The sequence below is a fragment of the Serratia sp. PAMC26656 genome (genome assembly GCF_016469055.2).
GTDB classification, from domain to species: domain Bacteria; phylum Pseudomonadota; class Gammaproteobacteria; order Enterobacterales; family Enterobacteriaceae; genus Serratia; species Serratia plymuthica.
Map to the genome: position 1 here is coordinate 4732729 of NZ_CP150486.1, position 26363 is coordinate 4759091.

General features: G+C 57.6%; 30 protein-coding genes. 18 read left to right on the top strand and 12 right to left on the bottom strand.

Annotated features, from left to right (window positions below):
* Window positions 1–2 precede the first annotated feature (2 nt).
* On the top strand, window positions 3–956 hold the full coding sequence (locus tag JEM67_RS23310; protein ID WP_199638405.1) for a glycoside hydrolase family 43 protein: 954 nt from the start codon (window positions 3–5) through the stop codon (window positions 954–956).
* A 36-nt stretch (window positions 957–992) separates the two neighbouring features.
* On the opposite strand, the gene JEM67_RS23315 is transcribed toward JEM67_RS23310, so the two are convergent.
* The 3 genes from JEM67_RS23315 to JEM67_RS23325 are packed head-to-tail and all read right to left on the bottom strand — an operon-like array spanning window position 993 to window position 5571.
* The gene (locus tag JEM67_RS23315; RefSeq protein ID WP_199638407.1) at window positions 993–2234 is read right to left on the bottom strand and encodes a cytochrome c; all 1242 of its coding nucleotides are present in this window, start codon (window positions 2232–2234) and stop codon (window positions 993–995) included.
* Entirely contained in the window at window positions 2231–2785 is a 555-nt protein-coding gene (locus JEM67_RS23320) for a (2Fe-2S)-binding protein (RefSeq protein WP_199638409.1), read from the bottom strand. Before JEM67_RS23320 ends, JEM67_RS23315 begins: the two co-directional genes overlap by 4 nt.
* A complete protein-coding gene (locus tag JEM67_RS23325) occupies window positions 2782–5571 on the bottom strand; it encodes a xanthine dehydrogenase family protein molybdopterin-binding subunit (RefSeq protein ID WP_199638411.1) in 2790 nt (929 codons plus the stop codon). Before JEM67_RS23325 ends, JEM67_RS23320 begins: the two co-directional genes overlap by 4 nt.
* A 203-nt stretch (window positions 5572–5774) precedes the next feature.
* On the opposite strand from JEM67_RS23325, the gene JEM67_RS23330 reads away from it, so the two are divergent.
* Window positions 5775–6359: a nucleotidyltransferase family protein gene (locus JEM67_RS23330; protein WP_199638413.1), complete on the top strand. Its 585-nt coding sequence runs from the start codon at window positions 5775–5777 to the stop codon at window positions 6357–6359.
* A gap of 8 nt (window positions 6360–6367) precedes the next feature.
* A complete protein-coding gene (locus tag JEM67_RS23335) occupies window positions 6368–7405 on the top strand; it encodes an XdhC family protein (RefSeq protein ID WP_199638415.1) in 1038 nt (345 codons plus the stop codon).
* Here the strand turns inward: JEM67_RS23335 and JEM67_RS23340 are convergent.
* The gene (locus tag JEM67_RS23340; protein WP_199638417.1) at window positions 7341–8207 is read right to left on the bottom strand and encodes a helix-turn-helix domain-containing protein; all 867 of its coding nucleotides are present in this window, start codon (window positions 8205–8207) and stop codon (window positions 7341–7343) included. The two genes, JEM67_RS23335 and JEM67_RS23340, sit on opposite strands and share 65 nt — an antisense overlap.
* Window positions 8208–8376: 169 nt before the next feature.
* Window positions 8377–10023, bottom strand: coding sequence for a class I fumarate hydratase FumA (gene fumA, locus JEM67_RS23345; RefSeq protein ID WP_062868622.1), 1647 nt, complete (start codon window positions 10021–10023; stop codon window positions 8377–8379).
* A gap of 362 nt (window positions 10024–10385) precedes the next feature.
* On the opposite strand from fumA, the gene JEM67_RS23350 reads away from it, so the two are divergent.
* From JEM67_RS23350 to ruvX, 6 genes are all read left to right on the top strand, one after another.
* The gene (locus JEM67_RS23350; protein ID WP_199638419.1) at window positions 10386–10898 is read left to right on the top strand and encodes a SprT family zinc-dependent metalloprotease; all 513 of its coding nucleotides are present in this window, start codon (window positions 10386–10388) and stop codon (window positions 10896–10898) included.
* A 208-nt stretch (window positions 10899–11106) separates the two neighbouring features.
* Window positions 11107–11802 (top strand): deoxyribonuclease I, encoded by a 696-nt coding sequence (gene endA / locus JEM67_RS23355; protein WP_199638421.1) that lies wholly within the window; start codon window positions 11107–11109, stop codon window positions 11800–11802.
* Between the two features lie 265 nt (window positions 11803–12067).
* The gene (gene rsmE / locus JEM67_RS23360; protein ID WP_013814479.1) at window positions 12068–12799 is read left to right on the top strand and encodes a 16S rRNA (uracil(1498)-N(3))-methyltransferase; all 732 of its coding nucleotides are present in this window, start codon (window positions 12068–12070) and stop codon (window positions 12797–12799) included.
* A 10-nt stretch (window positions 12800–12809) separates the two neighbouring features.
* Window positions 12810–13760, top strand: coding sequence for a glutathione synthase (gene gshB / locus JEM67_RS23365; protein ID WP_004947997.1), 951 nt, complete (start codon window positions 12810–12812; stop codon window positions 13758–13760).
* A gap of 133 nt (window positions 13761–13893) precedes the next feature.
* Window positions 13894–14457, top strand: coding sequence for a YqgE/AlgH family protein (locus tag JEM67_RS23370; RefSeq protein WP_199638423.1), 564 nt, complete (start codon window positions 13894–13896; stop codon window positions 14455–14457).
* On the top strand, window positions 14457–14879 hold the full coding sequence (gene ruvX, locus JEM67_RS23375) for a Holliday junction resolvase RuvX (RefSeq protein WP_013814482.1): 423 nt from the start codon (window positions 14457–14459) through the stop codon (window positions 14877–14879). Before JEM67_RS23370 ends, ruvX begins: the two co-directional genes overlap by 1 nt.
* 8 nt (window positions 14880–14887) lie before the next feature.
* Here ruvX and JEM67_RS23380 read toward each other — a convergent pair whose 3' ends face one another.
* Complete coding sequence (locus JEM67_RS23380) at window positions 14888–15898, bottom strand: type IV pilus twitching motility protein PilT (protein WP_199638425.1); 1011 nt, start codon at window positions 15896–15898, stop codon at window positions 14888–14890.
* A gap of 20 nt (window positions 15899–15918) precedes the next feature.
* On the opposite strand from JEM67_RS23380, the gene JEM67_RS23385 reads away from it, so the two are divergent.
* Genes JEM67_RS23385 through hemW form a run of 6 tightly spaced genes read left to right on the top strand, consistent with a single transcriptional unit; the run spans window position 15919 to window position 20080 of the window.
* Complete coding sequence (locus JEM67_RS23385) at window positions 15919–16626, top strand: YggS family pyridoxal phosphate-dependent enzyme (protein ID WP_199638427.1); 708 nt, start codon at window positions 15919–15921, stop codon at window positions 16624–16626.
* A gap of 19 nt (window positions 16627–16645) precedes the next feature.
* The gene (proC, locus tag JEM67_RS23390; RefSeq protein ID WP_199638429.1) at window positions 16646–17464 is read left to right on the top strand and encodes a pyrroline-5-carboxylate reductase; all 819 of its coding nucleotides are present in this window, start codon (window positions 16646–16648) and stop codon (window positions 17462–17464) included.
* A gap of 31 nt (window positions 17465–17495) precedes the next feature.
* Window positions 17496–18050, top strand: coding sequence for a YggT family protein (locus JEM67_RS23395; protein ID WP_004948012.1), 555 nt, complete (start codon window positions 17496–17498; stop codon window positions 18048–18050).
* Window positions 18047–18337, top strand: coding sequence for a DUF167 family protein YggU (gene yggU, locus JEM67_RS23400; protein ID WP_199638431.1), 291 nt, complete (start codon window positions 18047–18049; stop codon window positions 18335–18337). The genes JEM67_RS23395 and yggU overlap by 4 nt, the downstream gene beginning before the upstream one ends.
* Before the next feature lie 17 nt (window positions 18338–18354).
* Window positions 18355–18948 carry an XTP/dITP diphosphatase gene (locus tag JEM67_RS23405; RefSeq protein WP_199638433.1) on the top strand — a complete coding sequence of 198 codons (594 nt, stop codon included), beginning with the start codon at window positions 18355–18357 and terminating at the stop codon, window positions 18946–18948.
* Window positions 18941–20080, top strand: coding sequence for a radical SAM family heme chaperone HemW (gene hemW / locus JEM67_RS23410; RefSeq protein ID WP_199638435.1), 1140 nt, complete (start codon window positions 18941–18943; stop codon window positions 20078–20080). The genes JEM67_RS23405 and hemW overlap by 8 nt, the downstream gene beginning before the upstream one ends.
* Before the next feature lie 53 nt (window positions 20081–20133).
* On the opposite strand, the gene JEM67_RS23415 is transcribed toward hemW, so the two are convergent.
* The 6 genes from JEM67_RS23415 to trmB form a co-directional block, all read right to left on the bottom strand.
* Window positions 20134–20382, bottom strand: a complete 249-nt coding sequence (locus tag JEM67_RS23415; protein WP_013814488.1) for a DUF2442 domain-containing protein — start codon at window positions 20380–20382, stop codon at window positions 20134–20136.
* Window positions 20366–20608 (bottom strand): DUF4160 domain-containing protein, encoded by a 243-nt coding sequence (locus JEM67_RS23420; protein WP_199638436.1) that lies wholly within the window; start codon window positions 20606–20608, stop codon window positions 20366–20368. Before JEM67_RS23420 ends, JEM67_RS23415 begins: the two co-directional genes overlap by 17 nt.
* Before the next feature lie 97 nt (window positions 20609–20705).
* Entirely contained in the window at window positions 20706–21422 is a 717-nt protein-coding gene (locus JEM67_RS23425; protein ID WP_004948025.1) for a DUF2884 domain-containing protein, read from the bottom strand.
* Between the two features lie 30 nt (window positions 21423–21452).
* Window positions 21453–22376 (bottom strand): glutaminase B, encoded by a 924-nt coding sequence (gene glsB, locus JEM67_RS23430; RefSeq protein WP_063200555.1) that lies wholly within the window; start codon window positions 22374–22376, stop codon window positions 21453–21455.
* Window positions 22377–22618: 242 nt separating this feature from the next.
* On the bottom strand, window positions 22619–22945 hold the full coding sequence (locus JEM67_RS23435) for a YggL family protein (RefSeq protein ID WP_062868636.1): 327 nt from the start codon (window positions 22943–22945) through the stop codon (window positions 22619–22621).
* Window positions 22945–23664: a tRNA (guanosine(46)-N7)-methyltransferase TrmB gene (gene trmB, locus JEM67_RS23440; RefSeq protein WP_004948035.1), complete on the bottom strand. Its 720-nt coding sequence runs from the start codon at window positions 23662–23664 to the stop codon at window positions 22945–22947. Before trmB ends, JEM67_RS23435 begins: the two co-directional genes overlap by 1 nt.
* Before the next feature lie 176 nt (window positions 23665–23840).
* Between trmB and mutY the strand changes: the two genes are divergently transcribed.
* From mutY to mltC, 3 genes are read left to right on the top strand one after another with little or no spacing between them, the layout of a single operon-like run.
* Window positions 23841–24941 (top strand): A/G-specific adenine glycosylase, encoded by a 1101-nt coding sequence (gene mutY, locus JEM67_RS23445; RefSeq protein WP_370576177.1) that lies wholly within the window; start codon window positions 23841–23843, stop codon window positions 24939–24941.
* Window positions 24938–25210: an oxidative damage protection protein gene (locus tag JEM67_RS23450; RefSeq protein ID WP_004948040.1), complete on the top strand. Its 273-nt coding sequence runs from the start codon at window positions 24938–24940 to the stop codon at window positions 25208–25210. The genes mutY and JEM67_RS23450 overlap by 4 nt, the downstream gene beginning before the upstream one ends.
* Window positions 25211–25264: 54 nt before the next feature.
* Window positions 25265–26341: a membrane-bound lytic murein transglycosylase MltC gene (gene mltC, locus JEM67_RS23455; RefSeq protein ID WP_013814494.1), complete on the top strand. Its 1077-nt coding sequence runs from the start codon at window positions 25265–25267 to the stop codon at window positions 26339–26341.
* The last annotated feature ends 22 nt before the right edge of the window (window positions 26342–26363 follow it).

Here is a 26363-nt window from a genome sequence, read left to right on the forward strand (position 1 = left end):
CGATGCGAGACTACCCTAATCCCTTTATTGAACAGCGGGCCGATCCGTTTGTTTTGCGCCACACCGATGGCTATTACTATTTCACCGCCTCGGTGCCGGAATATGACCGCCTTGAGCTTCGCCGGGCGCGCAGCCTCGACGAACTGCCGCAGGCCACAGCAACAGTGGTGTGGCGAAAGCCGCAGCAAGGGCCAATGAGCGCGCTGATCTGGGCGCCGGAACTGCACTTTATCAGCGGCAAGTGGTATTTGTATTTTGCCGCCGCCCACAGCCCCGACATTGCAGATGGCCTGTTCCAACATCGCATGTTTGCGCTGGAATGCAGCGCAGCCAACCCGTTAACCGGGGAATGGACAGAAAAAGGCAGGATATACAGCCACATCGACAGCTTCTCCCTCGACGCCACCCATTTTGAGCATCGCGGCAAACACTATTATTTATGGGCGCAAAAGGATCCGGCCATCAGCGGCAACTCCAATCTGTACCTGGCGGAGATGGAAAATCCGTGGACACTAAAGGGCAAACCGGTGCTGCTCAGCAAGCCGGAGTTGTCCTGGGAAATCGTGGGTTTCGAGGTGAATGAAGGACCTGCAGTGATTACTCATGGCCAACGGATATTTATCAGCTATTCCGCCAGCGCCACCGATGAAAATTACTGCATCGGGCTGCTCTGGGCCGATATCGACAGTGACATCACCGACCCAGCCCAATGGCACAAGGCCAGCCAACCGATATTCCGCACCAGCGCCAAAAACCGCCAATTCGGCCCCGGCCACAACAGCTTTACCCTCGACGAGCAGGGCCGGGATCTGTTGGTTTACCATGCGCGCAATTACACGGAAATCGAGGGCGATCCGCTCTATGACCCCAATCGTCATACGCGGATTAAGCCGATAGCGTGGAATGAAGAAGGCATGCCGGTATTGGGTGAACCACCGGCGGATAATCGCGAGTAGAGTAAAAGAGGCTCAGTACGCTGAGCCTCTGCTTGATCAAGGCTTATTACGCAGTTTCTTCACCTGCTCGGCAGTGATATCGCCCGGCAACCCGCCCCAGGTGACCCGCAGATAATTCACCAGTTCAGCCACCTGCGCATCATCCAGCCGCGCACCAAAAGCCGGCATGCTCTGCATGCTTTCACCGTTGGGGAACTGCTGCGCCGGCAAACCGTCCAGCACTGAAACAATCAGGTTTTTAGCGTCCGGCTGACGCAGCGTCGCGTTATCGCGCATCGCGACCGCCACATGCGGTTTCCCCTCGCCTTCACGTGCATGGCAACCGGAACATTGATCCAGATAGCTGATGCGCCCGGCATCGCTGCCCTGCCCCACTGTTACCGGCACCGCGGCCGGCGGCTGCTCACCCATCAGATAGGTAGCCAACGCCTGATGGTCTTCCGGCGTCAAATGACGCGTGCTGAGATCCACCACCATATGCATTTCGCTGAAGGCGCTGCCCTGCGGCGCGATGCCGGTTGCCAGGAAGCGGTTCAGGTCGTCCGGCGTCCAGCCGCGTTGCGCCAACCCGTGCGGAGTGATGTCCGGCGCCATAAAGCGCCCCAATTCGCCGCCCTGCATCGGTTTCCCGAGATCCATCTGGCCCAACATGCCGCGTGGCGTATGGCATTCCCCACAGTGGCCCAGCGTATCCGCCAGATAACGGCCACGCTGCCACTGTGCCGAAGTCCCCTGCGAACTGACCGGCAGCGGATCCTGGTTGCGGAACAACAGGTTCCAGCCAATCAGCGCCATGCGCTGGTTGAACGGGAACGGCATGGCGTTTTCCGGGATGGCAACGTCCACCGCCGGGCGCGTCATCAAATAGGCATAAATATCATCGGCATCCTGGCGCGATATCCCTTTGTACGAGGTATAAGGCATCGCCGGGTACAGATGGCGCCCGCCCGGCGCCACGCCCTGAGTCAACGCCAGGAAGAAGTCGTCTTTGGTCCAGCGGCCAATGCCGTGGTCGGCCGACGACGTCAGATTGCTGCCATAAAGCGTGCCGAACGGCGTATCCAACGGATAACCGCCCGCCAAAGGCGCGCCGCCGCTGGCGGTATGGCAGGCTGCGCAGTCGGCGGCCTGGGCCAGATAGCGCCCCCGGACGATTTGTTCGGCGCTGGCGGTCACCTGCTGTACCGGACCGTCGTAGCGGCGGTTTTCCCGCCACCACAGCAGGGCGATAACGACAATCGCCACCAGCAGAATCAACAGTGCGAGACGTTTTTTCATCGCGCCGTCTCCTTCACCAGGCCCGGCGTCTTCAGCACCACGTCGCGCACCGCTTCGTAGTAGCGCACATAGCCGGTACAGCGGCAGATATGGCTGTCCAGCGCCTGCTCGATGGCGCTTTCCAGTTGATCGCGTGCAATGGGTTCACGTTTGAGCTTTTCCACAAAAATAGTGGCGGCGTTGACGAAGCCCGGCGTGCAGTAGCCGCACTGGAAGCTGTAATGTTCGAGAAAGGCCTGCTGGATGGGCGAAAGCTCGACCACATCACCTTGCTCATCCACCCTGGCGTGCCCTTCGACGGTACGCACTTTCTTGCCGCTGAAAAAGTGCGCGCCGGTGATGCAAGTGCGCACTTCCTCACTGGTGCCGCTCGGGTGATCGACAATCGCCACGCAGGCGTGGCAGATACCCTGCCCACAGCCCAGGCGCGAACCGGTCAGATCGAGATATTCATGCAGGAAGTCGATCATCATCAGCCCTTCCGGCACCTCGATCGGGCCATACGGCTTATCGTTGACGGTCAGGGAGATCGGCTGGGTTTTAATGCTCATTGTAATACCTCACGAATATTTTCTGCACGAACGGGCAAATCACGGAAACGATGGCCAGTGGCATGGGCGATAGCGTTAACCAATGCGGCGACCACCGGGATCATCACCACTTCGGCCATGCCTTTTGGCGGATCGGTTTCCGACAGCGCAGGCAGGATGTCACCGGTCTGCTTCCAGACCGCCACATCGCTGGCACGCGGCAGGTGGTAACGGTTAAAGTTCCAGGTGCCGTTACCCGGCCCGTCTTCGTACAAGGGTAAATATTCGTGCAACGCATGGCCGATTCCCATCGCCAGCCCGCCCTGCAGCTGGCCGGAAACCAGTTCCGGTACAATCAGGTTGCCACACTCCATGATCGAATGATGGTTAAGCAGTTCCACCTGGCCGGTGGCGATATCCACCGCCACTTCCGCCAACGTGCCGACGGCGCTGTAATAGGTCACCGCCGCGTTATTGCGCTGGGTCGGCGGATAATAGACCTGGGTGCGCGGCAGCGTTTTGAACTCGCCATTGGCATTGCGTACTGCCAACCCGTCGATCGGCAGGCGCTCACCGTTACCGCTCAGCGTGAAATCCGCCTCCGCCCACTGCCAGCGGTTAAACACGTGCACCGCTGCACCGGTGATACCGCCCATCTGGTAGGTTTTTTTCGCCAACATCTCCAGGCTCAACACCGCCATGCCGGCGGCAGTCAACCCACCTTCTACCCAGCGCGCGTCCTCTCTGCGCACCACCAGCGGCGCCGCCTGGCCACCGCCGATACCGGCCTGCCACAGCGCCATCGCCGCCGGCCACAGGCCGTGGTTGAATATCAGCCGGGCCGCTTCGCGCGTACTGTGGGAAAAGTAATACGCCGAGTTGCTGGCGCTGGACGGCGAACAGTAGCTTGGCGTCCAGGCTGGGTTGGTTTGCAACTGATCCTGCTCGGCCTGCGAAATAAGGTAAGGATCGCCGCTGGTGATCATCGGCAGCACTGACCAATCGGTCACCGAAAAGTGCGCCTCATCCGCCGGTTTGCCCAGCCACTGCGCGCACAGCACCGATTGCGAGGTCGACATGCCGGTCCCCATCTCTGCGCCGCTGTGATGCAGCATGATGCGCCCGTCTTCCCCCAGTTCGACGCGAGCAAAAGAGGTTTCCGCGCCGGTGCCGAAGTCTTTTTGCACGCAACCGAAGCCGACGCCATAGCGTTTGCCCGGATGCTGACTCTCAAACTCTGCCTTACGCTGGGCACGTTGCAGCCACATCTCGTGCTTCGCCGCCTTCTCCAGCACTTCATCGGCACGAATAGCTCCGGCAGGAATAGCGCCCTGGGTGTTTTTCATGCCGGACTTCAGTACGTTGCGCAAACGGAACTCGATCGGGTCGATCTTCAGTTCGGCAGCCAGTTCATCCACCATCATCTCAGTGGCAGCCATGCTTTGCAGCGTGCCGTAGCCGCGTGCCGAACCGGCGTCGATAGCACGCGAAGCCAATCCCACCGCAGACAAATCGCTTTTCGGGAAGTAGTAAATCGACTGTGCCGCCGTCGCCGCCACCATCACCACCGACGGCGTAAAGTTGCTGCGGCCACCACCGTCTGCCGTCATCTCAGCGTGGAATGATTGCAGTATGCCGGTTTGGCGATTGACCGCAATACGGTAATTCATGTCGAAAGCGTGGCGTTTCAGCGCCGTCTGGAACTGCTCGAAACGGTCATTGGCCAGGCGTACCGGGTGCCCGTCGCCATACATCGCCGCCACCGCGCCGTAGTACGGGAAGTTAAAGTGATCTTTCGAACCGTAACCGACGGTGTAGCACGGGTGCAAAATCAGCTGCTTCACCGGCGGATTGCGTTTGGCCAGCATGCGCGGCATTTCGTCGGCCACTTCCTGCGGCGACTGGGTCGGTACCACCAGATGCAGAGTCTGCGTCGCAGCATCGTACCAGCCGTTGGCGTTGTCCGGCTCCAGCGCCGAAGTATCGACAGACTGCGTGGTATAACGGCGCGACATTACCAACCAATCAGCCGGCGGCGTTTGCAGCTCTGCGGCAATCATCCCGGCATAATGCATGCCTTCCTGATCCAGCTTGCCTCCTTCGCGGCCTTCCGGCCAGACCGGCAGATGTTTCCTCATCGATACCGGGAAAATCGGCGTGTCTTTCAGGCTGGAGAAACGGTCGTCATCGAACGGCTGGTCGCCGCCCACCCGCACATAGCGGAAGGTGCCCCAGGGATCGCGCTCCAGCGGGCCGGTCTCGGCACCGTATTTGAGGGTCTCTTCGCGGAATTTCAGCGTGTCCTTGGCAAAGCGGAACCGAGCGAAATCGTGATAAATCAGAATCGCCACCGCTTGCCCCAGATAGGCCGGTGTCTTGCCTACGGGCAGCAGCATGTCGTCGCCATAAAACGCCGGGAAAGCCAGGCCATCGCGCGCCAAATCTTCCGCCGTCACCAGACGATCCGGCTGCAGGTCGTCCCCCAACAATGAGAGATCGAGGCCCTCAAACAGCCGGTCGGCCTTGGTCACGCGCAGAATAAAGGCGTGCGCCTGCTTTTGCGGCCAGTGTGGCATATCGACCGCGCGGATATCGCGAGCAAATACCTTCTGTCCCATGACCTTGGCACGGCCGTCAATACGGAAACGCACGCGTTTCTCATGGGCGTCCCAGTTAGGCGACTGAAGAATCTTCTGTTCAAACAGCGCGGCGTAGGCGCGGCTGTAGAGGGGGGCGAGGTAGACGGACACCCCCGCTATCACGGCGCTTTTGATAAAGCGACGCCGTGACGAGTTGAAATTGCTCATAAAAAGTCCTTCACATCTTTATTGTTGTTTTGTGTTCGCGGTGTTGTTGCGCAAACGCTGACGACCTTGCCGTAGACGTCATAAGCATATGCTTATAGCCAAAATTATGTGATGATTAACATCCTGTTTTCAACAAAAACACATATTAAAAACACACATTAGCGCTAAGGTTATCAATAGTTGCGCAAATTCGGGCAGAGCAGATGACAACAGGCATAGTGATCGCCGCCGCCGGGCGTGGGGAACGTTTCTCGCAGGCCGGTGGCGCAGGCAACAAATTAAACGCTGAGTTTGCGGATGAGGCTGGTCGCCGGCGCCCGTTGTTTGAACATACCTTGCGCCAGGCACTGGCCTCAGGTCTGCCGATATGGGTCGTCACCCGGCCGGATAACCGGTGGGTACAGGAGGTTTGCGCCGCGTATCAGGTGCCGGTCACGCTGATCGCCAGCGCGGGTCTCGGGGATTCTATTGCCGCCGGCGTTGGCGCTACGCCGCACTGGCAAGGCTGGTTGATCCATCTGGCGGATATGCCGTTCGTCACGCCCGACATCTTCCGGTTAGTCGCCGATGCGCTGCAGCATCATGCGATAGCTCGCCCCTGTTTCGGCCAACGGCCTGGCCACCCGGTCGGCTTTGCCGCTCCCTTGCGCAAAAGGCTTTGCCAGTTGCGTGGCGATCATGGCGCACGTGAACTGCTGCACGGGGAAACGGTTTATCTGTTGCCTCTTGATCGGGCAAGCGTCGTACAGGATATTGATCTTCCGTCACAGCTACCGGCCAGCGAGTAAAATCATCTATGCAGCATCTTGATATCACCGTGGTCAGCCAGGCGATAAGCTGGCTAAAACAGCAGCCGGTGTGGCTGTGTACCGTACTGAATACTTACGGCTCCTCGCCGCGATCGCCAGGCGCGCTGCTGGCGGCAACTCAGAACGGGCATTACTGCGGCTCGCTGTCTGGCGGCTGCGTGGAAGAGGATTTTTTGCGACGCGTGGCGGCCGGGGAGTATCTGGCGGCCAGCCAGGTGATTCGCTACGGTGAAGGCGGCCTGGAGCCGAACGTGGCGTTGCCCTGTGGCGGCGTGCTGGACGTGCTGATTGAATACCTGCCGGTCGGTGACGACAGCATCGGCTACCTGACAAAAATCGCCGGCGCACTGGACGGACACCACGCGTTGGTCAAACGCCTGACCTTGCCCGATGCCTGCCGCAACCTGGAACTGACCGACTTCGCCAGCGCCACCCAGGTGGAACGCCATGGGCAACAAATCACGCTGAATATCGCCGCTGCACCGCGCCTGCTGATTGCCGGGCTGTCGAGCGTGGCACTGTATTGCGCCGATTTCGCCGGTTCGTTGGGGTTCGAAGTGCTGGTGTGTGAAAACCGCCCGGAGGCGCTGGATAACTTCGCCCCCCAGCTCCGGCCCGGCGTGACGCTGCTGCGCCAGTTCCCGGCCAAATTTATCGAGGACGGTGGGTGCCACGCCAATACCGCCATTGTGGCGCTGACTCACGACCCGCGGATGGACGATCTGACGCTGATGGAGGCCATACATACCCCGGCATTTTACATCGGCGCCATGGGTTCGCTGCGCAACAGCGCGCGCCGCCGCCAGCGCCTGCAGCAGATTGCCGAGTTCAGCCCACAAGAGCTGGAGCGTATTCATGCGCCAATCGGGCTGCCTCTCGGCAGTAAAACGCCGGCGGAAATCGCCCTGGCAGTGATGGCCGATATCGTGCAACAGAAAAATCGCGCAGCGGCCCGCCCTTTCAGTCCAGAGGAATTACGGGTACCAGGTGCTGAAGCTCCAGATGCAGCTCCTCCCGCTCATTGAGCGAATATCTGAACAACGTCAGGTCAGGTCCTTCCCGGCGGGCCAGACCTAGCTCCGGCAATACCTGAGTGTATATCTGCACCACGTGGTCGTTCAGTGCCACCGGCTTGCCGGAATAACAAAAGCGGCAAAAATCGCCGTGGATGTCCGGCAGCGGCTCAAGCTCGGGAACGGCATCGACCGAACTGTCCGCTTCAACACCGAGAGCATAATCCACCCTGACCCTTTCCCCATCCGGGCTCAAATGGGTCAGCGCGTAGATCAACGGCGGACGGCCGCCAAGCAGCGTGTAGAAATTCTCTTTGATTCCGCTGCGCAGATGCAGATGTGACTTATCCAGATGTTCGATGTCCAGGTGATAGGCGTAATTTTTCCCTCTGAGGAGATACTGGCCTTTATCAACGGTGACGCGATCGACCTTAATATCGCCAGGCTGACCGGCGGACAGCGAACGAACCAGATGGCTGAAGTCCTGCTTGCGAGCATGGCGGTAGACGCTGGGGGATTCGGCAAAGTGCTTTTTGAAACAGCGGGAAAAGGTTTGTTGGTTATCAAATTGATATTCTACGGAAATATCAAGAATGCTCTTTCGCGTGAAACGCAAAGCAAAAGCGGCCAGATACAAACGTCGTGCGCGAATATACGACGCCAGCGACAGACCGGTCTGCATCTTGAAAAGCCGCTGCAGATACCATTTCGAGTAGCCTGATTTGGCGGACACAATATCCAATGACAGCGGATTAGTCAGATTGTCCTCAATCCAGACCAGCAGATCCCTGATGTGATTTTCCTGCGTTCCCATTTTCTTACCGAACCTTCCGTTCCAAATATGCCGGTGCGCACGTTTTACTGCTTTGTGCGTAGGGTATACAGGTTAAAACAAGGCGTCCAGCGGGCAACAGGACTTTACACAGGATGAAGTTCAGTCTGAAAGTTGCCGCCCCTATCAGGCGGCAACTGTTTTTGACGGGTTATTTCACGCAGCGCGAGCACTGGCCGGCCTGGATCTTCTGGAAGAAGTCATTGCCTTTGTCATCCACCAGAATAAACGCCGGGAAATCTTCCACTTCGATTTTCCAGATCGCTTCCATCCCCAGTTCCGGGTATTCCACACAGGTCAGGCTCTTGATGCTTTGCTGCGCCAGAACCGCAGCCGGGCCGCCGATGCTGCCAAGGTAGAAACCGCCGTGTTTGTTGCAGGCATCCGTCACCTGCTGGCTGCGGTTGCCCTTCGCCAGCATGATCATGCTGCCACCGTGAGATTGCAGCAGATCGACGTAAGAGTCCATGCGCCCGGCGGTGGTCGGCCCCAACGAACCCGAGGCGTAGCCGTCCGGCGTTTTGGCCGGACCGGCGTAGTAAATCGGGTGATCCTTAACGTATTGCGGCAAACCTTCACCGCGATCCAGACGCTCTTTCAGCTTGGCGTGCGCGATGTCGCGACCCACGATGATGGTGCCGCTCAGCGACAGACGGGTCGATACCGGATACTGCGACAGCTGCTTGAGGATATCGGCCATCGGGCGGTTGAGGTCGATCTTGACCGCCTCTCCCTCTCCGGCCTGACGCAGCTCCTGCGGGATAAATTTGCCCGGATTGTGCTCCAGCTTCTCGAGCCAAATGCCGTCGCGGTTGATTTTGCCCTTGATATTGCGGTCAGCGGAGCAGGAAACGCCCATGCCAACCGGGCAGGATGCGCCATGGCGCGGCAAACGCACCACGCGGACATCGTGCGCGAAGTATTTACCGCCAAATTGCGCGCCCAGCCCCAGGTTCTGCGCTTCTTTCAGCAACTCTTCTTCCAGCGCCACATCACGGAACGCCTGACCATGTTCGTTGCCTTCGGTCGGCAGGCCGTCGTAGTACTTGGTCGACGCCAGCTTGACGGTTTTCAACGTAGCTTCAGCCGAAGTGCCCCCGATGACAAACGCCACGTGGTAAGGCGGACAGGCCGCGGTGCCCAGCGTGCGCATTTTATCGACCAGGTAATCTTTCAGCTTGCCCGGCGACAGCAGCGCCTTGGTTTCCTGATACAGATAAGTTTTGTTGGCCGAGCCGCCGCCTTTGGCGACGCACAGGAACTTGTACTCTTCACCGTCCACACTGTAGAGATCGATCTGCGCCGGCAGGTTGCTACCAGTGTTGACCTCTTTGTACATGTCCAGCGCGGCGTTTTGCGAATAACGCAGGTTGTCTTCGATAAAGGTGTTGTACACCCCGCGCGACAGCGCTTCTTCATCGCCACCGCCGGTCCAGACACGCTGGCCCTTTTTCCCCATGATGATCGCGGTGCCGGTGTCCTGGCAGGTTGGCAAAATACCCTTGGCGGCGATTTCTGAGTTACGCAGAAATTGCAGCGCAACGTACTTATCGTTTTCGCTGGCGTCCGGATCGTCAAGAATATCGGCAACCTGCTGTTGGTGCGCCGGGCGCAGCATGAACGAAGCGTCATGGAAAGCATGCTGGGCGAGCAGGGTTAACGCTTCGGGGGCAACTTTCAGGATTTCCTGGCCTTCAAACTCACTCACAGAAACGTGATCGCGGCTCAGCAGATAGTATTCGGTATCGTCTTTTTTCAGCGGGAACGGATCTTGATAATGGAACGGTTTATTCGACATTGATCTCTCACTTGCAACATCAGCTGCGTTAAATTCACACTTACTCAGCATGCCCGGGGCAGGCTGCGGCAAAAAACTGCCCACACCTTACTTATTTTTAATCAGTCGGTTATTGCGCTGAATCGCATAATAACCTCTATATCAGCAAGGCATTACTTCAGGTGTTTTTTCCAACCTCATACGATGAGCGCTGCGGGTACAGACTCAGCATGCACGCTTTATTATCCCGCAGTTAACACATTGATTACAATCCATCAGAGACGATCGGCTTATCAATGCGGTGAAAAACCTGCTGGGAGTGAACGCGGAAATAGTTTTTCGTCTTATTGCCAGCCGGTGCGCCTTTGCTTAAGCTACCCACAATGAATAAAGTAAGAATCCCCATTGCGCTGCAACAAGCGGTAATGCGCTGCCTGCGGGAAAAGCTCCAGCTGGCCCGCCAGCATTTTTCCGTCGAGTTTCCTGAACCCAAAGTCGTTTACCAGCAACGCGGCACCACTGCGGGTACCGCCTGGCTGCAAGCCTGGGAAATCAGGCTGAATCCGGTGCTGTTAATGGAAAATCAGCAGCCGTTTATCGACGAAGTGGTGCCGCATGAGCTGGCGCACCTACTGGTGTTCCGCCAGTTTGGCCGCGTGCCGCCACATGGCCGTGAATGGCGCCAGATGATGGAAAACGTCTTGCAGGTGCCCGCCAGCCGCACCCACCAGTTCGAAATCGCCTCGGTGCAGAGCAAAACCTTCCCCTATCTGTGCGGTTGTCAGCAGCATCGGCTCACCGTGCGCCGTCATAATCGGGTGCTGCGCGGTGAAAGCGAATACCGCTGTCGCCAGTGCGGTGAAAAGCTGAAATTTTTCGCCGGCGAGCCTGTTTAATCGAGAGAATCACGCGTATCCCCCTATGAATTTCGAGTTACAGCTAGGCGCCCAGCTCGTTCATCCCCAGGAGCTTACTTTAGTAAGTGACTGGGGTGAACGAGTGCAGGTAACAACGCTGTAGCTTGAAAGGCGACGGGGACGTTTGCCACTGTTGTAAACTTCCATTACCCTGCCTGCTTTTTCCAATTTCGAGCTGTTTTGGAATATGCTTCGCAAAATTCTGTTTATGGTAGTTTTCATTGCAGGTGCCGCGCACGCCCACGGCATCAATAATTTCTCTCAGGCCAAGACCGCAGCGGCCAAAATCAATCAGGACGCGCCCGGCTCTTTTTACTGCGGATGCCGGATCGACTGGCAGGGTAAAAAAGGCATTCCTGACCTCAACAGCTGCGGCTATCAGGCGCGTAAAAACGTCCAGCGCGCACAGCGCATTGAATGGGAACACGTGGTGCCGGCCTGGCAGTTCGGCCACCAGTTGCAATGCTGGCAACAGGGCGGCCGCAAAAACTGCAATAAAGACGCGACCTACCGCCAGATCGAAACCGATCTGCACAACCTGCAGCCGGCGATCGGGGAAGTGAACGGCGATCGCAACAACTTTATGTACAGTCAGTGGAAAGGCGGTGAAGGCCAGTACGGCGAATGCCCGATGAAAGTGGACTTCAAAAATAAGCAGGCTGAGCCGCCGGCGCGGGCCCGCGGCGCTATCGCACGCACCTATTTCTATATGCGCGACCGTTACCAACTTCGGCTTTCGCGCCAACAAACCCAGTTGTTCGAGGTGTGGAACCGCCAATATCCGGTCAGCCAATGGGAATGTCTGCGTGAAGCACGCATCGCTAAGGTTCAGGGCAACCATAACGCCTATATTCAACAGGCTTGCCAGCAACGAAAAGGCTAAATCCCCTTCGTACTTAAAACTGCAGCGGTGTTGGCTGCTTACGGTTACGTGGCCCATCCGTGGGCCACGCCCCTTAAGGGGCCGCTGCAAGCAGCGTTCAAATCTGCTCCCGGCAGATTTGTCTCCCGAATCACTTACTTAAGTAAGCTCATCGGGATGCACTCACTTGCCGCCTTGCTGCAGCTTCAATTACTTTGGGTATATACTCTTTTTTTTTCAAGCTGCAGCACTGATGACTGCACATTAGTCAGGATCGAATATTCACATGCGTATACCCCGCATTTATCACCCGCAACCCTTGATCGACAATGCGGAAATCGCGCTGAGCGAAGACGCTGCCAACCACGTCGGGCGCGTGCTGCGTATGAGCGCCGGCCAGACGTTGCAGCTGTTCGACGGCAGCAACCGGGTGTTTAACGCCGAGATCGTTCGGGTTGATAAGAAAAGCGTGCAGGTGCAACTCAGCGCCGGCCAATTGGAAGACCGCGAGTCACCGCTCAATCTGCACCTGGGCCAGGTGATTTCCCGCGGGGAGAAGATGGAGTTCACCATTCAGAAATCCATCGAACTGGGCGTTAACGTCATCACCCCGCTGTTTTCCGAACGCTGCGGCGTCAAGTTGGACGGCGAACGTCTGGCGAAAAAAATTCAGCAATGGCAGAAAATCGCCGTCGCCGCCTGTGAACAATGCGGCCGCAACCGCATTCCGGAAATTCGCGAGGCCATGCAGTTGGAAGCCTGGTGCGCCGAGCAGGACGGCAGTCTGAAGCTTAACCTGCACCCGCGCGCCAGCCACAGCATCAATACCCTGCCGCTGCCGGTGGACCATGTCCGCCTGCTGATTGGGCCGGAAGGCGGGTTATCCGCCGACGAAATTGCGATGACCACTGGCTACGGATTTACTGATATCCTGCTGGGGCCACGCGTTCTGCGTACAGAAACTACAGCGCTCACCGCAATTACCGCTTTGCAGGTACGTTTCGGCGATCTGGGTTAAAGGAGAGAAAATGATTAAGCTCGGCATCGTGATGGACCCTATCGCCTCCATCAATATCAAGAAAGACACCAGCTTCGCCATGCTGCTCGAAGCGCAGCGCCGTGGCTGGGAACTGCACTACATGGAGATGAACGATCTCTATCTGCACGCCGGTGATGGGCGCGCACGCACCCGCTTGCTGAGCGTGAAAGAAGATAAAGAAAGCTGGTTCAGCTTCGGAGCCGAGCAGGATCTGGCGCTGCAGGATCTGGACGTGATCCTGATGCGCAAGGATCCGCCATTCGATACCGAATACATCTACGCGACGTATATTCTGGAGCGCGCAGAGGTAAAAGGCACGCTGGTGGTCAACAAACCTCAGAGCCTGCGTGACTGCAACGAGAAGCTGTTCACCGCCTGGTTCCCGGAGCTGACGCCGGACACCCTGGTCAGCCGCAGCGCAGCCCACATCCGCAAATTCCACCAGCAGCACGGCGACATCATCCTCAAACCGCTGGACGGCATGGGCGGCGCGTCCATCTTCCGTGTGAAGCAGGACGATCCTAACCTGTCGGTGATTATCGAGACCTTAACCGAGCACGGCAGCCGTTTCTGCATGGCGCAAAACTTCTTGCCGGCGATCAAGGAAGGCGATAAGCGCATTCTGGTGGTTGACGGCGAACCTGTGCCGTACTGCCTGGCGCGCATTCCGGCGCAGGGGGAAACCCGTGGTAATCTGGCGGCCGGTGGCCGTGGCGAACCGCGCCCTCTGAGCGAAAGCGACTGGAAAATTGCCCGCGCAGTGGCTCCGACGCTGAAAGAGAAAGGCCTGATCTTCGTTGGCCTGGACGTGATCGGCGATCGTCTGACCGAGATCAACGTCACCAGCCCAACTTGTGCGCGCGAAATCGAAGCGGCTTTCCCGGTTTCCATCACCGGTATGCTGATGGACGCGATCGAAAAGCGCCTGGCAGCGAAGTAATCCGCCATGCGGGCGGCGCTGTCGCCCGCAATCCTGACCTTTCGGAGCGCCGCTGCGGCTTGAAAGGCGACGGGTATAGCCGCATACTGGCGGCTGTTTAACTTATCACCACTCAACTACCTTAAATAACGCCATGAATTTACAGCACCATTTTCTTATCGCCATGCCATCGCTTCAGGATCCTCGCTTCAAACGCTCGGTGATTTACGTCTGCGAGCACAATGAAGAAGGCGCCATGGGCCTGGTGATCAACAAGCCGGTGGAACAGTTCACGGTGGAAACGGTGTTGAGCAAGCTGAAGATCATGCCGCCCGCTCGCAATCTGGCCATCAGCCTGGATAGGCCGGTATTCGCCGGCGGCCCATTGGCGGACGATCGCGGGTTTATCCTGCATACGCCGCGCAGTGGCTTTGGCTCCAGCATCCAGATTTCGCCGGATACCATGATCACCACCTCAAAAGACGTGTTGGAAACGCTGGGCACCCCGGAGCAGCCGGATGACGTGCTGGTGGCGCTCGGCTATGCCGGCTGGGAAAAAGGCCAGTTGGAACAGGAAGTGCTGGAAAATGCCTGGCTCACCATCGAAGCCGATACCGACATTCTGTTCCATACGCCGATCGCCAGCCGCTGGCGCGAGGCCGCCAACCTTCTTGGCATTGATATCCGCAGCATTGCCAACCACGCAGGACACGCCTGATGACCAACCGCACCATTATCGCCTTCGACTTCGGCACCAAAAGCATCGGCGCGGCCATAGGTCAGGAACTCACCGGCAGCGCCCGCGCCTTGGCGGCGTTCAAAGCGCAGGACGGCTCACCGGACTGGCAAAAGATCGAAAAACTGCTGAAAGAGTGGCAACCGGATCTGGTGGTGGTCGGCCTGCCGTTGAATATGGATGGCACCGAGCAGTTGGTGACCGACCAGGCACGCAAATTCGCCAACCGTCTGCATGGCCGCTTTGGCGTACAGGTCGCGCTGCATGACGAACGCCTCAGCACCGTCGAAGCGCGCGCCAATCTGTTCGATCGCGGCGGTTTCCGCGCTCTGGACAAAGGCAGCGTAGACTCCGCCTCCGCCGTCGTGATTCTGGAAAGCTGGTTCGAACGGCAACGGGGTTAACCGGCCCGTTACACCCCTTCTTCTCCACCCAGCAAACCGGCGTCGATCCGCTGCTGTAACCCCTGTTCGAAAGTCTGCATGCCGGACTGCGCGCCGGTTTGCAGCACGCTGGCGAGCTGATGGGTTTTGCCTTCACGGATCATGCTGCTGACCGCCGCCGTCGCCGTCAGCACCTCAAAGATTGCCACCCGCCCACCACCAGGCCTGCTTAGCAGCTTTTGCGCAATCACTGCCTGCAGGCTGGCAGCCAGCTGTGCACGCACATAAGGCTTTTCTTCCGCCGGGAAAACGTCTACCAAACGATCCACCGCCTGCGGCGCGCTGCGGGTATGCAGCGTCGCCAGCACCAAATGGCCGGTTTCCGCCGCAGTGAGCGCCAGACGGATGGTGGTGGTGTCACGCAGTTCTCCCAACAGGATCACATCCGGATCTTCACGCAGCGCGGCGCGTAGCGCTTCGTCAAAACTGTGGCTGTCACGGCCCAGTTCACGATGTTGAATCAACGACTTCCGGCTGCGGTGCATAAATTCGATCGGGTCTTCCAGCGTGATGACATGCCGACGTTGATGCTGATTGATGTCGTCAATCATCGCCGCCAGCGTGGTGGATTTACCGCTGCCGGTCGCGCCGGTGACCAATATCAGGCCATCCTCACGCCGCAGCAGCGCGGGGACAATGGCCGGCGCCGCTAACGTCGCCAGCATCGGGCAGTGGCCGGCAATCAACCGCAGCGCGATGGATATCCCCAGGCTTTGCAAAAAGAAATTGGCGCGCAGCCGGATATCGCCCGCCAGCATCAACGCCAGATCGAGCTGCCCATGCTGCTGCAAATGTTGCCGTTGCGGTGGTTGCAGCAGCGCGCCGCACAGCTGGTGCATTCGCTCCTGAGTCAGTATTTCCGCCCCTTCCAGCGGTTGCAGTTCACCATCAATGCGCAACATGGGCTGATGGCCCGCACAAAGGTGCAGATCGGAAGCATTATGCTTTACACTAAGGGCCACGAATTCGTCGATATCCATATCAATCTCCTGGGTCAATAATGAGCACTATCCAACAGAATCTGCAGGATGTCAGAAGCCGCATCGCGACAGCCGCTCAAGGATGCGCACGCGCTCCAGAAGAAATCGCTCTGCTTGCAGTCAGCAAAACCAAACCTGTGGCGGCGATCGCAGAAGCCATCGCCGCCGGCCAGCGTGCCTTTGGCGAGAATTACGTGCAGGAAGGCGTGGATAAAGTTCAGCATTTCGCCACGCAGCCGGAAGGCGCAACGCTGGATTGGCACTTTATCGGCCCGTTGCAATCCAATAAAAGCCGGCTGGTGGCGGAGCACTTCGCCTGGTGCCACACGGTGGATCGGCTGCGTATCGCCCAGCGGCTCAGCGATCAACGCCCGGCGGGCATGCCGCCGCTTAACGTTCTGATCCAAATTAATATCAGCGATGAACAGAGTAAATCTGGCATTGTACTGGCTGAATTACCGGCACTGGCGGAGGCGGTAGCCGCGCTGCCGAACGTTACGCTACGCGGGCTGATGGCGATTCCCGCTCCGGAAGAAGACTACCAGCGCCAGTTGGCGGTGTTCGGCCCGATGAACGACGCCTTCCTGGCCCTGCAACAGCGCTATCCGCAGGTGGATACCCTGTCGATGGGCATGACGGATGATATGGCGGCGGCGATCGCCGCAGGCAGCACCCTGGTGCGCATCGGCACCGCAATTTTTGGCGCTCGTGATTATTCACCGGCCTGACATATAACGAGGAATTTTGATGCAACACCGTAAGATTACCTTTATTGGCGCCGGCAACATGGCGCGCGCGATTATCGCCGGCCTGGTGGCAGGCGGATACCCGGCTAAATTCATCAGCGTCTGTGCGCCTTCGGCTAAAAACCGCGATGCGCTGGCGACGGACTACGGCATCGTCAGCAGCAGCGACAACCTGGCCTGCACGCGCGAGGCCGAGGTTGTGGTGCTGGCGGTAAAACCGCAGATGATGGCCGACGTCTGTCAGCCGCTGCAACAGGTCGATTTCTCCGGCAAGCTGGTGCTGTCGATCGCCGCCGGCATTCAGGTCAGCCGTTTTTACCAACTGTTGAGCGACAAGTTGAGCATCGTGCGCATTATGCCCAATACCCCGTCTCTGGTTGGCAAAGGCATGAGCGGCCTGTACGCGCCGCAACAGGTCAGCCAGCAGGATCGCGACTACACCAGCGATTTGATGGCCTCCGTCGGCAAGGTTTGCTGGGTGGATGACGAAAACGGCATCAACGGCGTCATCGCTGCCGCAGGCAGCGCACCGGCCTACTTCTTCCTGTTTATGGAAGCCATGCAGCAAGAAGCCGAGCGCATGGGCTTCGACAGCCAAACCGCGCGCGAGCTGGTGCAACAGGCCGCTTCCGGCGCCGCCGCGTTGGTGGAAGCCAACCCGGACACGCCATTATCGACCCTGCGCGAGCAGGTCACCTCCAAAGGTGGCACCACCGCCGAAGCGCTGCGGGTGTTCAACGAGCAGCAACTGCCGGAGACGGTGGCCAAAGCCATGCGCGCGGCGGTTTCCCGTGCGCAGGAAATGGAAAAATCATTTTAAATAACCGAGAGTTAAGGAGAAGGACCCTTTCATGCTAACGCTGACTTTTTTGGTCAAAACCGTTATTGATCTTTACGTTATGGTGCTGCTGCTACGCATTTGGATGCAGTGGACGCGTACCGACTTTTATAACCCGTTCGCCCAGTTCGTGGTGAAGATCACCCAACCGGTGGTCGGCCCGCTGCGTCGCATCATCCCGTCGCTGGGGCCTGTCGACAGCGCTTCGCTGTTGCTGGCGTTCCTGCTGATGACGATCAAGTATCCGCTGCTGCTGCTGATTCAGGGCGGCGCAATGTCGCTCAGCCCGTATAACCTGCTGTTTGGCCTGATTTCGCTGGTCAAGTCAGCGGGTTATCTGATCTTCTGGGTGATGATTATCCGTGCCCTGATGAGCTGGATAAGCCAGGGCCGCAGCCCGATTGACTATGTGATGTATCAGTTGACTGAACCCCTGATGGCCCCGATCCGCCGCATTCTTCCCGCCATGGGCGGCATCGATTTTTCAGCGATGGTGGTGATCCTGATCCTGTATCTGATCAACTACCTGGGTATGGATCTGTTCGGTGAGATCTGGTTCCTGCTGTGAGTACAGTCACCCCCGTGCTGGACGGGCTGGCGATCAGGCTATATATTCAGCCGAAAGCCAGCCGCGACCAGATTATCGGTTTGCATGGCGACGAACTTAAAGTCGCCATTACCGCCCCGCCGGTTGACGGCCAGGCCAACGCCCATCTGATCAAGTTTATCGCCAAGCAGTTTAAAGTGGCGAAAAGCAACGTCACTATCGAGAAAGGCGAACTGGGGCGGCATAAACAGTTACGCATCGTTAATCCGCAACAAATCCCCGCCGTGGTCGCGGCGCTTATCGAATAATGTTCAAGGTAGTCATCATGCAAAAAGTCGTTCTTGCCACCGGTAACCCGGGAAAAGTGCGTGAACTCGCCGACCTGCTGGCCGATTTCGGTCTGAACGTGGTCGCACAAACCGAGCTGGGCGTGGATTCCGCCGAGGAAACCGGCCTGACGTTTATCGAAAACGCCATCCTGAAAGCCCGTCACGCGGCGCAAATCACCGGCCTGCCGGCGATCGCCGATGACTCCGGCCTGGCGGTGGACGCCCTGGGCGGCGCGCCTGGCATCTACTCTGCGCGCTACGCCGGCATAGACGCCTCTGACCAGCAAAACCTCGACAAGCTGCTGGTAGCGCTGAAAGACGTGCCGCAAGGCAGCCGCGGCGCGCAGTTCCATTGCGTGCTGGTGTATATGCGCCATGCAGAAGACCCGACGCCGCTGGTGTTCCACGGCTGCTGGGCGGGTGAAATCGCTTTTGAATCCGCCGGTGCCGGTGGTTTCGGTTACGATCCTGTCTTCTACGTCCCGGAGTTGGGCCGCACCGCCGCCGAACTGAGCCGCGACGAGAAGAGCGCGGTGTCACATCGCGGTAAGGCGCTGAAGCTGATGCTGGAAGCCATGCGCAATGCTTAAGTTGCCCCCGCTGAGTTTGTACATTCACATCCCGTGGTGCGTGCAGAAGTGCCCGTACTGCGACTTCAACTCGCATGCGTTGAAAGGGGAAGTGCCGCATCAGGAATACGTCGATCATCTGCTGGCCGATCTGGATGCCGATCTGCCGCTGGTAGACGGCCGGGAGATCAGCACCATTTTTATCGGCGGCGGAACCCCCAGCCTGCTGAGCGCCGAGGCGATGCAATCGCTGCTCGATGGCGTGCGGGCGCGTATTCGCGTCGCCGATGACGCGGAGATCACCATGGAAGCCAACCCCGGTACCGTGGAGGCCGATCGCTTCAGCGGCTACCAGCGCGCCGGTGTGAACCGCATCTCGATCGGCGTGCAAAGCTTCAGCGCGGAGAAGTTAACTCGCCTGGGGCGCATTCACGGCCCGGAAGAGGCCAAGCGTGCGGCACACCTGGCCACCGATCTCGGCCTGCGCAGCTTTAACCTCGATCTGATGCACGGCTTGCCGGACCAGTCGCTGGAAGAGGCGCTGGACGATCTGCGCCAGGCGATCGCTCTGAACCCGCCGCACCTGTCGTGGTACCAACTGACCATCGAGCCAAACACCCTGTTCAGCTCGCGGCCGCCGGTGCTGCCGGACGACGATGCGCTGTGGGACATCTTCGAACGCGGCCACCAATTGCTGAGCGCCGCCGGCTACCAGCAGTATGAAACCTCGGCCTACGCCAAACCGGGCTACCAATGCCAACACAACCTCAACTACTGGCGCTTCGGCGACTATCTGGGGATTGGCTGCGGCGCGCATGGCAAGCTGACCTTCAGCGACGGCCGCATTCTGCGCACCGCGAAAACCAAGCATCCGCGCGGTTTTATGCAGGGCAAGTACATGGACAAACAGCATGAGGTGACGACGGCAGATCGGCCGTTCGAGTTCTTTATGAACCGCTTCCGCCTTCTGGAGGCCGCGCCACGCGTCGATTTCGCCAACTACACCGGGCTGGACGAAAGCGTTATTCGCCCACAGTTGGATGAGGCGCTGGAGAAAGGTTATCTGGAAGAAACGACGGAATTCTGGCAGATCACCGAAAAAGGCAAACTGTTCCTTAACTCGCTGCTGGAGCTGTTCCTGGTGGATGAATAAACAAAAAGCGCTGAATTATCAGCGCTTTTTTATTAAGTCAACGGACCTGTGTCTCAGGCCGCCTGATGGGGGCGATGTGTCACATCGCCACGCCCCTTTAGCAAACCTTCAACGGAAATATCTTCATCCAACGCATCCCAATGGATCCCACAAGCACTCAGCTCATAGCAAGCACGTTGTTCATCCGTTGCATTCAGCAACCGGGGGAACCATGTTAGCGGAACACCAATAATTCTGGCATCGCTCAGCTCCACCCACATTGTCACCTCATCAAAGCTGACAGCTTTAGCTGAAATACTCATTCCAGGCCTCCAAAAACAGCGACTGGTGATCTTCAATAATTCCAGCTAACTCTTTTAATACTCTGGAATTAAACCCATCATTGCGTGCCAGTTGCACAACCGGCGTCAACCAGAACTTGGCTTCCGTCCCCGCGTCTCTGACATGAATATGAGCAGGTTCTAACGGATCGCCTTCATTTGAGTAAAAGAAAAACTTATACCCTTTAAAACGAAATATCACTGGCATCAATGCAAAATCCTTTTGGCAATTGATTATAGTTTAGCCAGTCTGTCAGATAGTCGTCAGCAGGTCAAAAAACGCTCCGATAGCGATAAAGCTAATGTTACTTCAACGCGTTAAGCAGGTCTTTACGCTGGGTTTCCAGGCCGGTAACGCGGTTGCAGACGTCGTGACCAAAGTTCTGGAAATCCTGCTCCTGGTTGTTCCATTCGTTCTGAATCGCCTTCTGCAAGCCACCCAGATTGCCCATAATCGCCTGCAACGGGTTACCGCCGCTGCTGGCGGCCTGCTTGACGCCCATCTCGTTCAGGCTGTCTTGCAGCACGCCGCCCATGCTTTGCTGCACGAGATTGCGGCCATCCTGCTCAACCTGGTCGATCGCCTTGTGGTGGAAGGCCAGGCCGTCGCTACGGTGTTCGATAATGCGGTTCATCTGCTGCTTAAGTTGGTCGTTCAGCGTGGTCAGGCGGTTGCGCACATTGCTGTCGCTCCCCAGCTCCTTCACGATCACCTTGTCCAGCGCCACCCGAGCTTTTTCCAGATGCTGCTGCGCGCCCTTGTCGATCCACGGCAGTTCTTTGCGTAGCGCACTCTGGTAACTGAACGCTTTCTGGCGCTGGCTGTCGTTGAGGCTCAGCGCCTGGCCGTTACGGGTGACATCGCCATCCGCCGAAATCTGCAGATTACCGCTGGCGCCAGTCACCTGCACGTTTTGCGGGCTGATAACCACGTCGTCCTGAGGTTTAACGCTGCACTGATATTCGGCATGCGCCTGTGAAGCGGTCAACAGCAGTAAGGCTAACCCGGTTTTCTTTAACATATTTTCTCCTGACTCCCTTCCGTGGTGGGATTAAAAAATCGAACGGCTAATCCGTTGAGACAACAGTTCCAGCGCCGCAGTTCCCGCCAGAGAGTTACCGGACGCATCCAGCTCCGGCGACCAGACGGCGATCGACAGCTCATCGGGCACGATAGCGACAATGCCGCCACCTACGCCGGATTTGCCCGGCAAGCCCACCCGATAAGCAAACTCCCCTGCGCCGTCGTACATGCCGCAGGTCATCATCAGCGCGTTGATCTGGCGGGCTTGCAGCGGGCTTATCACTTCGCGCCCACTGAGGTCACGCCCGTGATTGGCCAGATAGGCAAAGCTGCGCGCCAGCTCCACGCAGCTCATGCGCAGCGCGCAGTAGTGGAAATAGGTTTGCAAAACGGTGAGCACGTCGTTTTCGAAGTTGCCGAACGACTTCATCAAATAGGCTATCGCCGCGTTGCGATCTGAGTGTTCGAACTCGGAGCGCGCCACGCGGGAATCATAGGCCAGATCGTCTTCGCCGGTCAGTTGCCGCACCACTTCCAGCATCCGCTGTTTAGGGGCACTGAGCCGGGTTTGCAGCATGTCGCACACCACCAGCGCGCCGGGGTTGATAAACGGATTACGCGGCTTGCCCTGTTCCATTTCCAACTGCAACAGCGAGTTGAACGGCAGGCCGGAAGGCTCTTTGCCGACCCGTTGCCAGATCTCGTGTTCCTGGTAGCGCGTCAGCGCCAGCGTCAGACTCAGCACTTTGGAAATAGACTGAATAGAAAAACGTTCCGTGGCGTCCCCGGCCTGGAACATCTCGCCGTCGACGGTGCAAACGGCGATCGCCAGACGGTCGGCGGCCACTTCCGCCAGCGCCGGTATATAGTCCGCCACTTTCCCTTTGCCAATCAGCGGGCGCACCTGTTGCAGGATGTCATCCAGCAACGCATTATCCAATGTCGTTACCACCTCGGTCACACTCCGGACAAAACAAAGGTGCCGTAAAGGCACCTGAGAATGCTGAAAAAGTTCTCTGTAGTTAAAAGCAGTGCTATGAGTGCCAATAAAAACAAAGAATCAGATTTTCTGTTTTACCCCAACCCACCGAAAACCACGTTTTTCGGCGGATTGTCCACAGTCTAAGGCGCCGTTAAGGCACCTTAAATCAATGAATAGCACGGCGCGATGCCGCACTCATCAGGCCGGTAAAATCAATCCCACCAGATATCGAACAGCTCGCTGACCTTAACGTCAGACAGCTTGCGCGCTTCCAGCCATTTTTTGACCAGTTCACGCTGTTCGTCGGTGCAATGACCGATGGTTTGCAGGCAGATTAACCCCTCCCACTGCAGATAGCCGCTGCCGTCAAACGCCAGACCATTCGGCTCAATCATTTCGTCGATGAAAGCGTCCAGCGTGCTGTCGATATCCTCAACCGCGGTGCCTTCGGCAAAGCGCCATGCTACGGAGAAACCCAGCTCCTGAAACTCTTCAATGTGTAACTTTTTACGTAAACGACGACTGCGGTTCTTAGCCATTATTCTTTCCTCTCAAACATCAAATCCCAAACGCCATGTCCCAGACGCTGGCCGCGTAATTCAAATTTTGTCAGCGGGCGTGAATCCGGACGCGGCACGTAATCATTATCGCTGGAAAGATTACGGTAGCCTGAGATCCCGTTCATAACCTCTAACATATGTTCTGCATAAGGTTGCCAGTCGGTGGCCATATGGAATACGCCGCCGACTTTCAGTTTGCGTCGCACCAGTTCAACAAACGGCGTCTGTACGATGCGGCGTTTGTTGTGGCGCGCTTTGTGCCACGGATCGGGGAAAAACAGCTGCACCATGTCCAGCGATCCGTCCGGGATCATATTCTCCAGCACCTCAACCGCATCGTGACACATCACGCGCAGGTTGCTCAATTCCGCTTCGGTGGCGTCCGCCAGGCAAGCGCCCACGCCCGGCGAATGCACCTCAATCCCCAGGAAGTTCTGCTGTGGATTGTTGCTCGCCATGGTCACCAGCGAGGCGCCCATGCCAAAACCGATCTCCAGCACGGTCGGCGCTTCGCGCCCGAACAGAGCGGCGATATCGACAGGTTCAGCCTGATACTCCACGCCCATCACCGGCCAATAGTTGTCCAGCGCATGCTGCTGGCCTTTGGTCAACCGCCCCTGGCGGCGGACAAAACTGCGGATACGGCGCATCGCGCGACCGTTCTCATCAAATTCCGGGGAGATGACGTCATTAATCATAGTGCTTTCTGTCTGTTTGGCTGCCAATTAGGGAAACGCGCATTATGCAAAGATACCTTGGTTTAGCAAGTGTTCATCTTGATACCTGCCGTGCGACGTCGGAAAGTTCCGGTTTACAGCAACATGACTCTATGCTGCAATCTCGCTTCATTTTCTGCCGGATATCGAATCTGCTTATGATGCAAGCACAACAGTTCGCACAGGTGGTGCTTGACTGGTACCAGCGTTACGGCCGTAAAACCCTGCCGTGGCAGCTTGATAAAACCGCCTATCAAGTATGGCTCTCCGAGGTCATGTTGCAACAAACTCAGGTTGCCACCGTTATTCCTTACTTTCAGCGTTTTATGGCGCGCTTTCCCAACGTACGCGCCTTGGCAGAAGCGCCGCTGGACGAAGTGCTGCACCTGTGGACCGGCCTGGGCTACTACGCTCGCGCGCGCAACCTGCATAAGGCGGCGCAAACCATTGTCGCACAGCACGGCGGCGAGTTCCCGACAACCTTTGAAGAAATCGCCGCTTTGCCCGGCATCGGCCGCTCAACAGCCGGTGCGGTGCTGTCGCTGGCGCTCGGTCAACACTATCCGATCCTCGACGGCAACGTGAAGCGCGTGCTGGCCCGCTGCTATGCGGTTGAGGGCTGGCCGGGCAAGAAAGACGTAGAGAACCGCCTGTGGCGGATCAGTGAAGACGTCACCCCGGCCAAGGGCGTCGGCCAGTTCAATCAGGCGATGATGGATCTGGGGGCGATGGTCTGCACCCGCTCCAAACCCAAATGCGAGCTGTGCCCCCTGAATACCGGCTGCGTCGCTTACGCTAACCACAGTTGGGCAAAATACCCCGGCAAAAAACCGAAGCAGACGCTGCCGGAAAAAACCGCCTACTTCTTATTGCTGCAAAACGGTGAGCGGGCCTGGCTGGAACAACGCCCGGCCGTAGGGCTGTGGGGTGGGCTGTTTTGCTTCCCGCAGTTCAGCGAACGCGAAGAGATGGAACTCTGGCTGCAACAGCGCGGTCTGAAAGGCAATCGCCTGGAGCAGTTGACCGCATTTCGCCATACTTTCAGCCATTTTCATCTCGATATCGTGCCAATGTGGCTGGAAATGAACGATGCTGGCGGCAGTATGAATGAGGGGGTCGGTCTCTGGTATAACCTGGCGCAACCGCCCGCCGTCGGGCTGGCAGCGCCGGTTGACCGCCTGTTACAACAGTTGGCAAAACACTCCCCGCTCCAACAGGGTTTATTTGGCGCTAGCGCCATTGATGAGGAATTAGCATGAGCAGAACCATTTTTTGTACCTTCTTGCAGCGCGATGCCGAAGGGCAGGACTTCCAACTTTATCCAGGGGACATCGGCAAACGCATCTATAACGAGATCTCGAAAGAGGCCTGGGCCGAATGGATGAAAAAACAGACCATGCTGATCAACGAGAAAAAGCTGAACATGATGAACGTGGATGACCGCAAACTGCTGGAAGCCGAAATGGTCAAATTCCTGTTCGAAGGGCACGACGTCCATATCGAAGGCTATACGCCACCGAGCGAATAATGCTGTTGGGGCCAGGCGCTGGCCCTTCCAAAACTTCTCGTATACGGCTTTAAGATGAAGAAAATTTTAGCTTTGCTAGTAATAGCGCCATTGCTGATTTCCTGTTCCGGCAAGAAAACCGACGAAGTCAACGAAGCCTGGGTCAAAGACACTAACGGCTTCGAGATCCTGATGGGCCAATTTGCCCACAACATCGAGAATATCTGGGGTCTGAACGAGGTTCTGATCGCCGGGCCAAAAGATTACGTTAAATATACCGATCAGTATGAAACTCGTAGCCACATCAACTTTGATTCTGGCGCGATTACCATTGAAACCATCGCCACCACCGATCCTGCCGCTCACCTGCGCCAGGCTATCATCAGCACCCTGCTGATGGGGGACGATCCGGGTTCAATCGATCTCTATTCCGACGTCAACGATATCCAGATCAGTAAAGAGCCGTTCCTGTACGGCCAGGTGCTGGATAACAAAGGCGCGCCGATCCGTTGGGAATGGCGTGCGGCGCACTTTGCCGACTATCTGCTGCAAACCAAGTTGCAAAAACGCACCTCCGGCCTGCACGTGATTTACTCGGTCACCATTCAGCTGGTGCCAAACCACCTGGATCAGCGTGCGCACAAATACCTGCCGATGGTACGCAAGGCGTCGGAGAAATACGGCGTGGAAGAGTCGCTGATCCTGGCGATCATGCAAACCGAATCCAGCTTTAACCCGTATGCGGTAAGCGGTTCGGATGCGCTCGGCCTGATGCAGGTTGTGCAGCATACCGCCGGTAAAGACGTGTTCCAGATGCGCGGGAAATGGGGCACGCCAAGCCGCAGTTACCTGTTCGATCCGGAGAACAACATCGACACCGGTACCGCATATCTGGCGATCCTGCAAAACAACTATCTGGGCGGCATTCAGAACCCAACCTCGCGCCGCTATGCGGTGATCACCGCCTATAACGGCGGCGCAGGCAGCGTGTTGCGGGTGTTCTCCAGCGACAGAACCCGTGCGGTGAGTATCATCAACGGCATGCAGCCGGGTGACATTTACCAGACGCTGACCACCAAACACCCGGCCAGCGAGTCACGCCGTTATCTGGTGAAGGTGAACAACGCGCAGAAGAGTTATCGCAGGAAGTAATACGCTCCAGGCGGAAAATAAT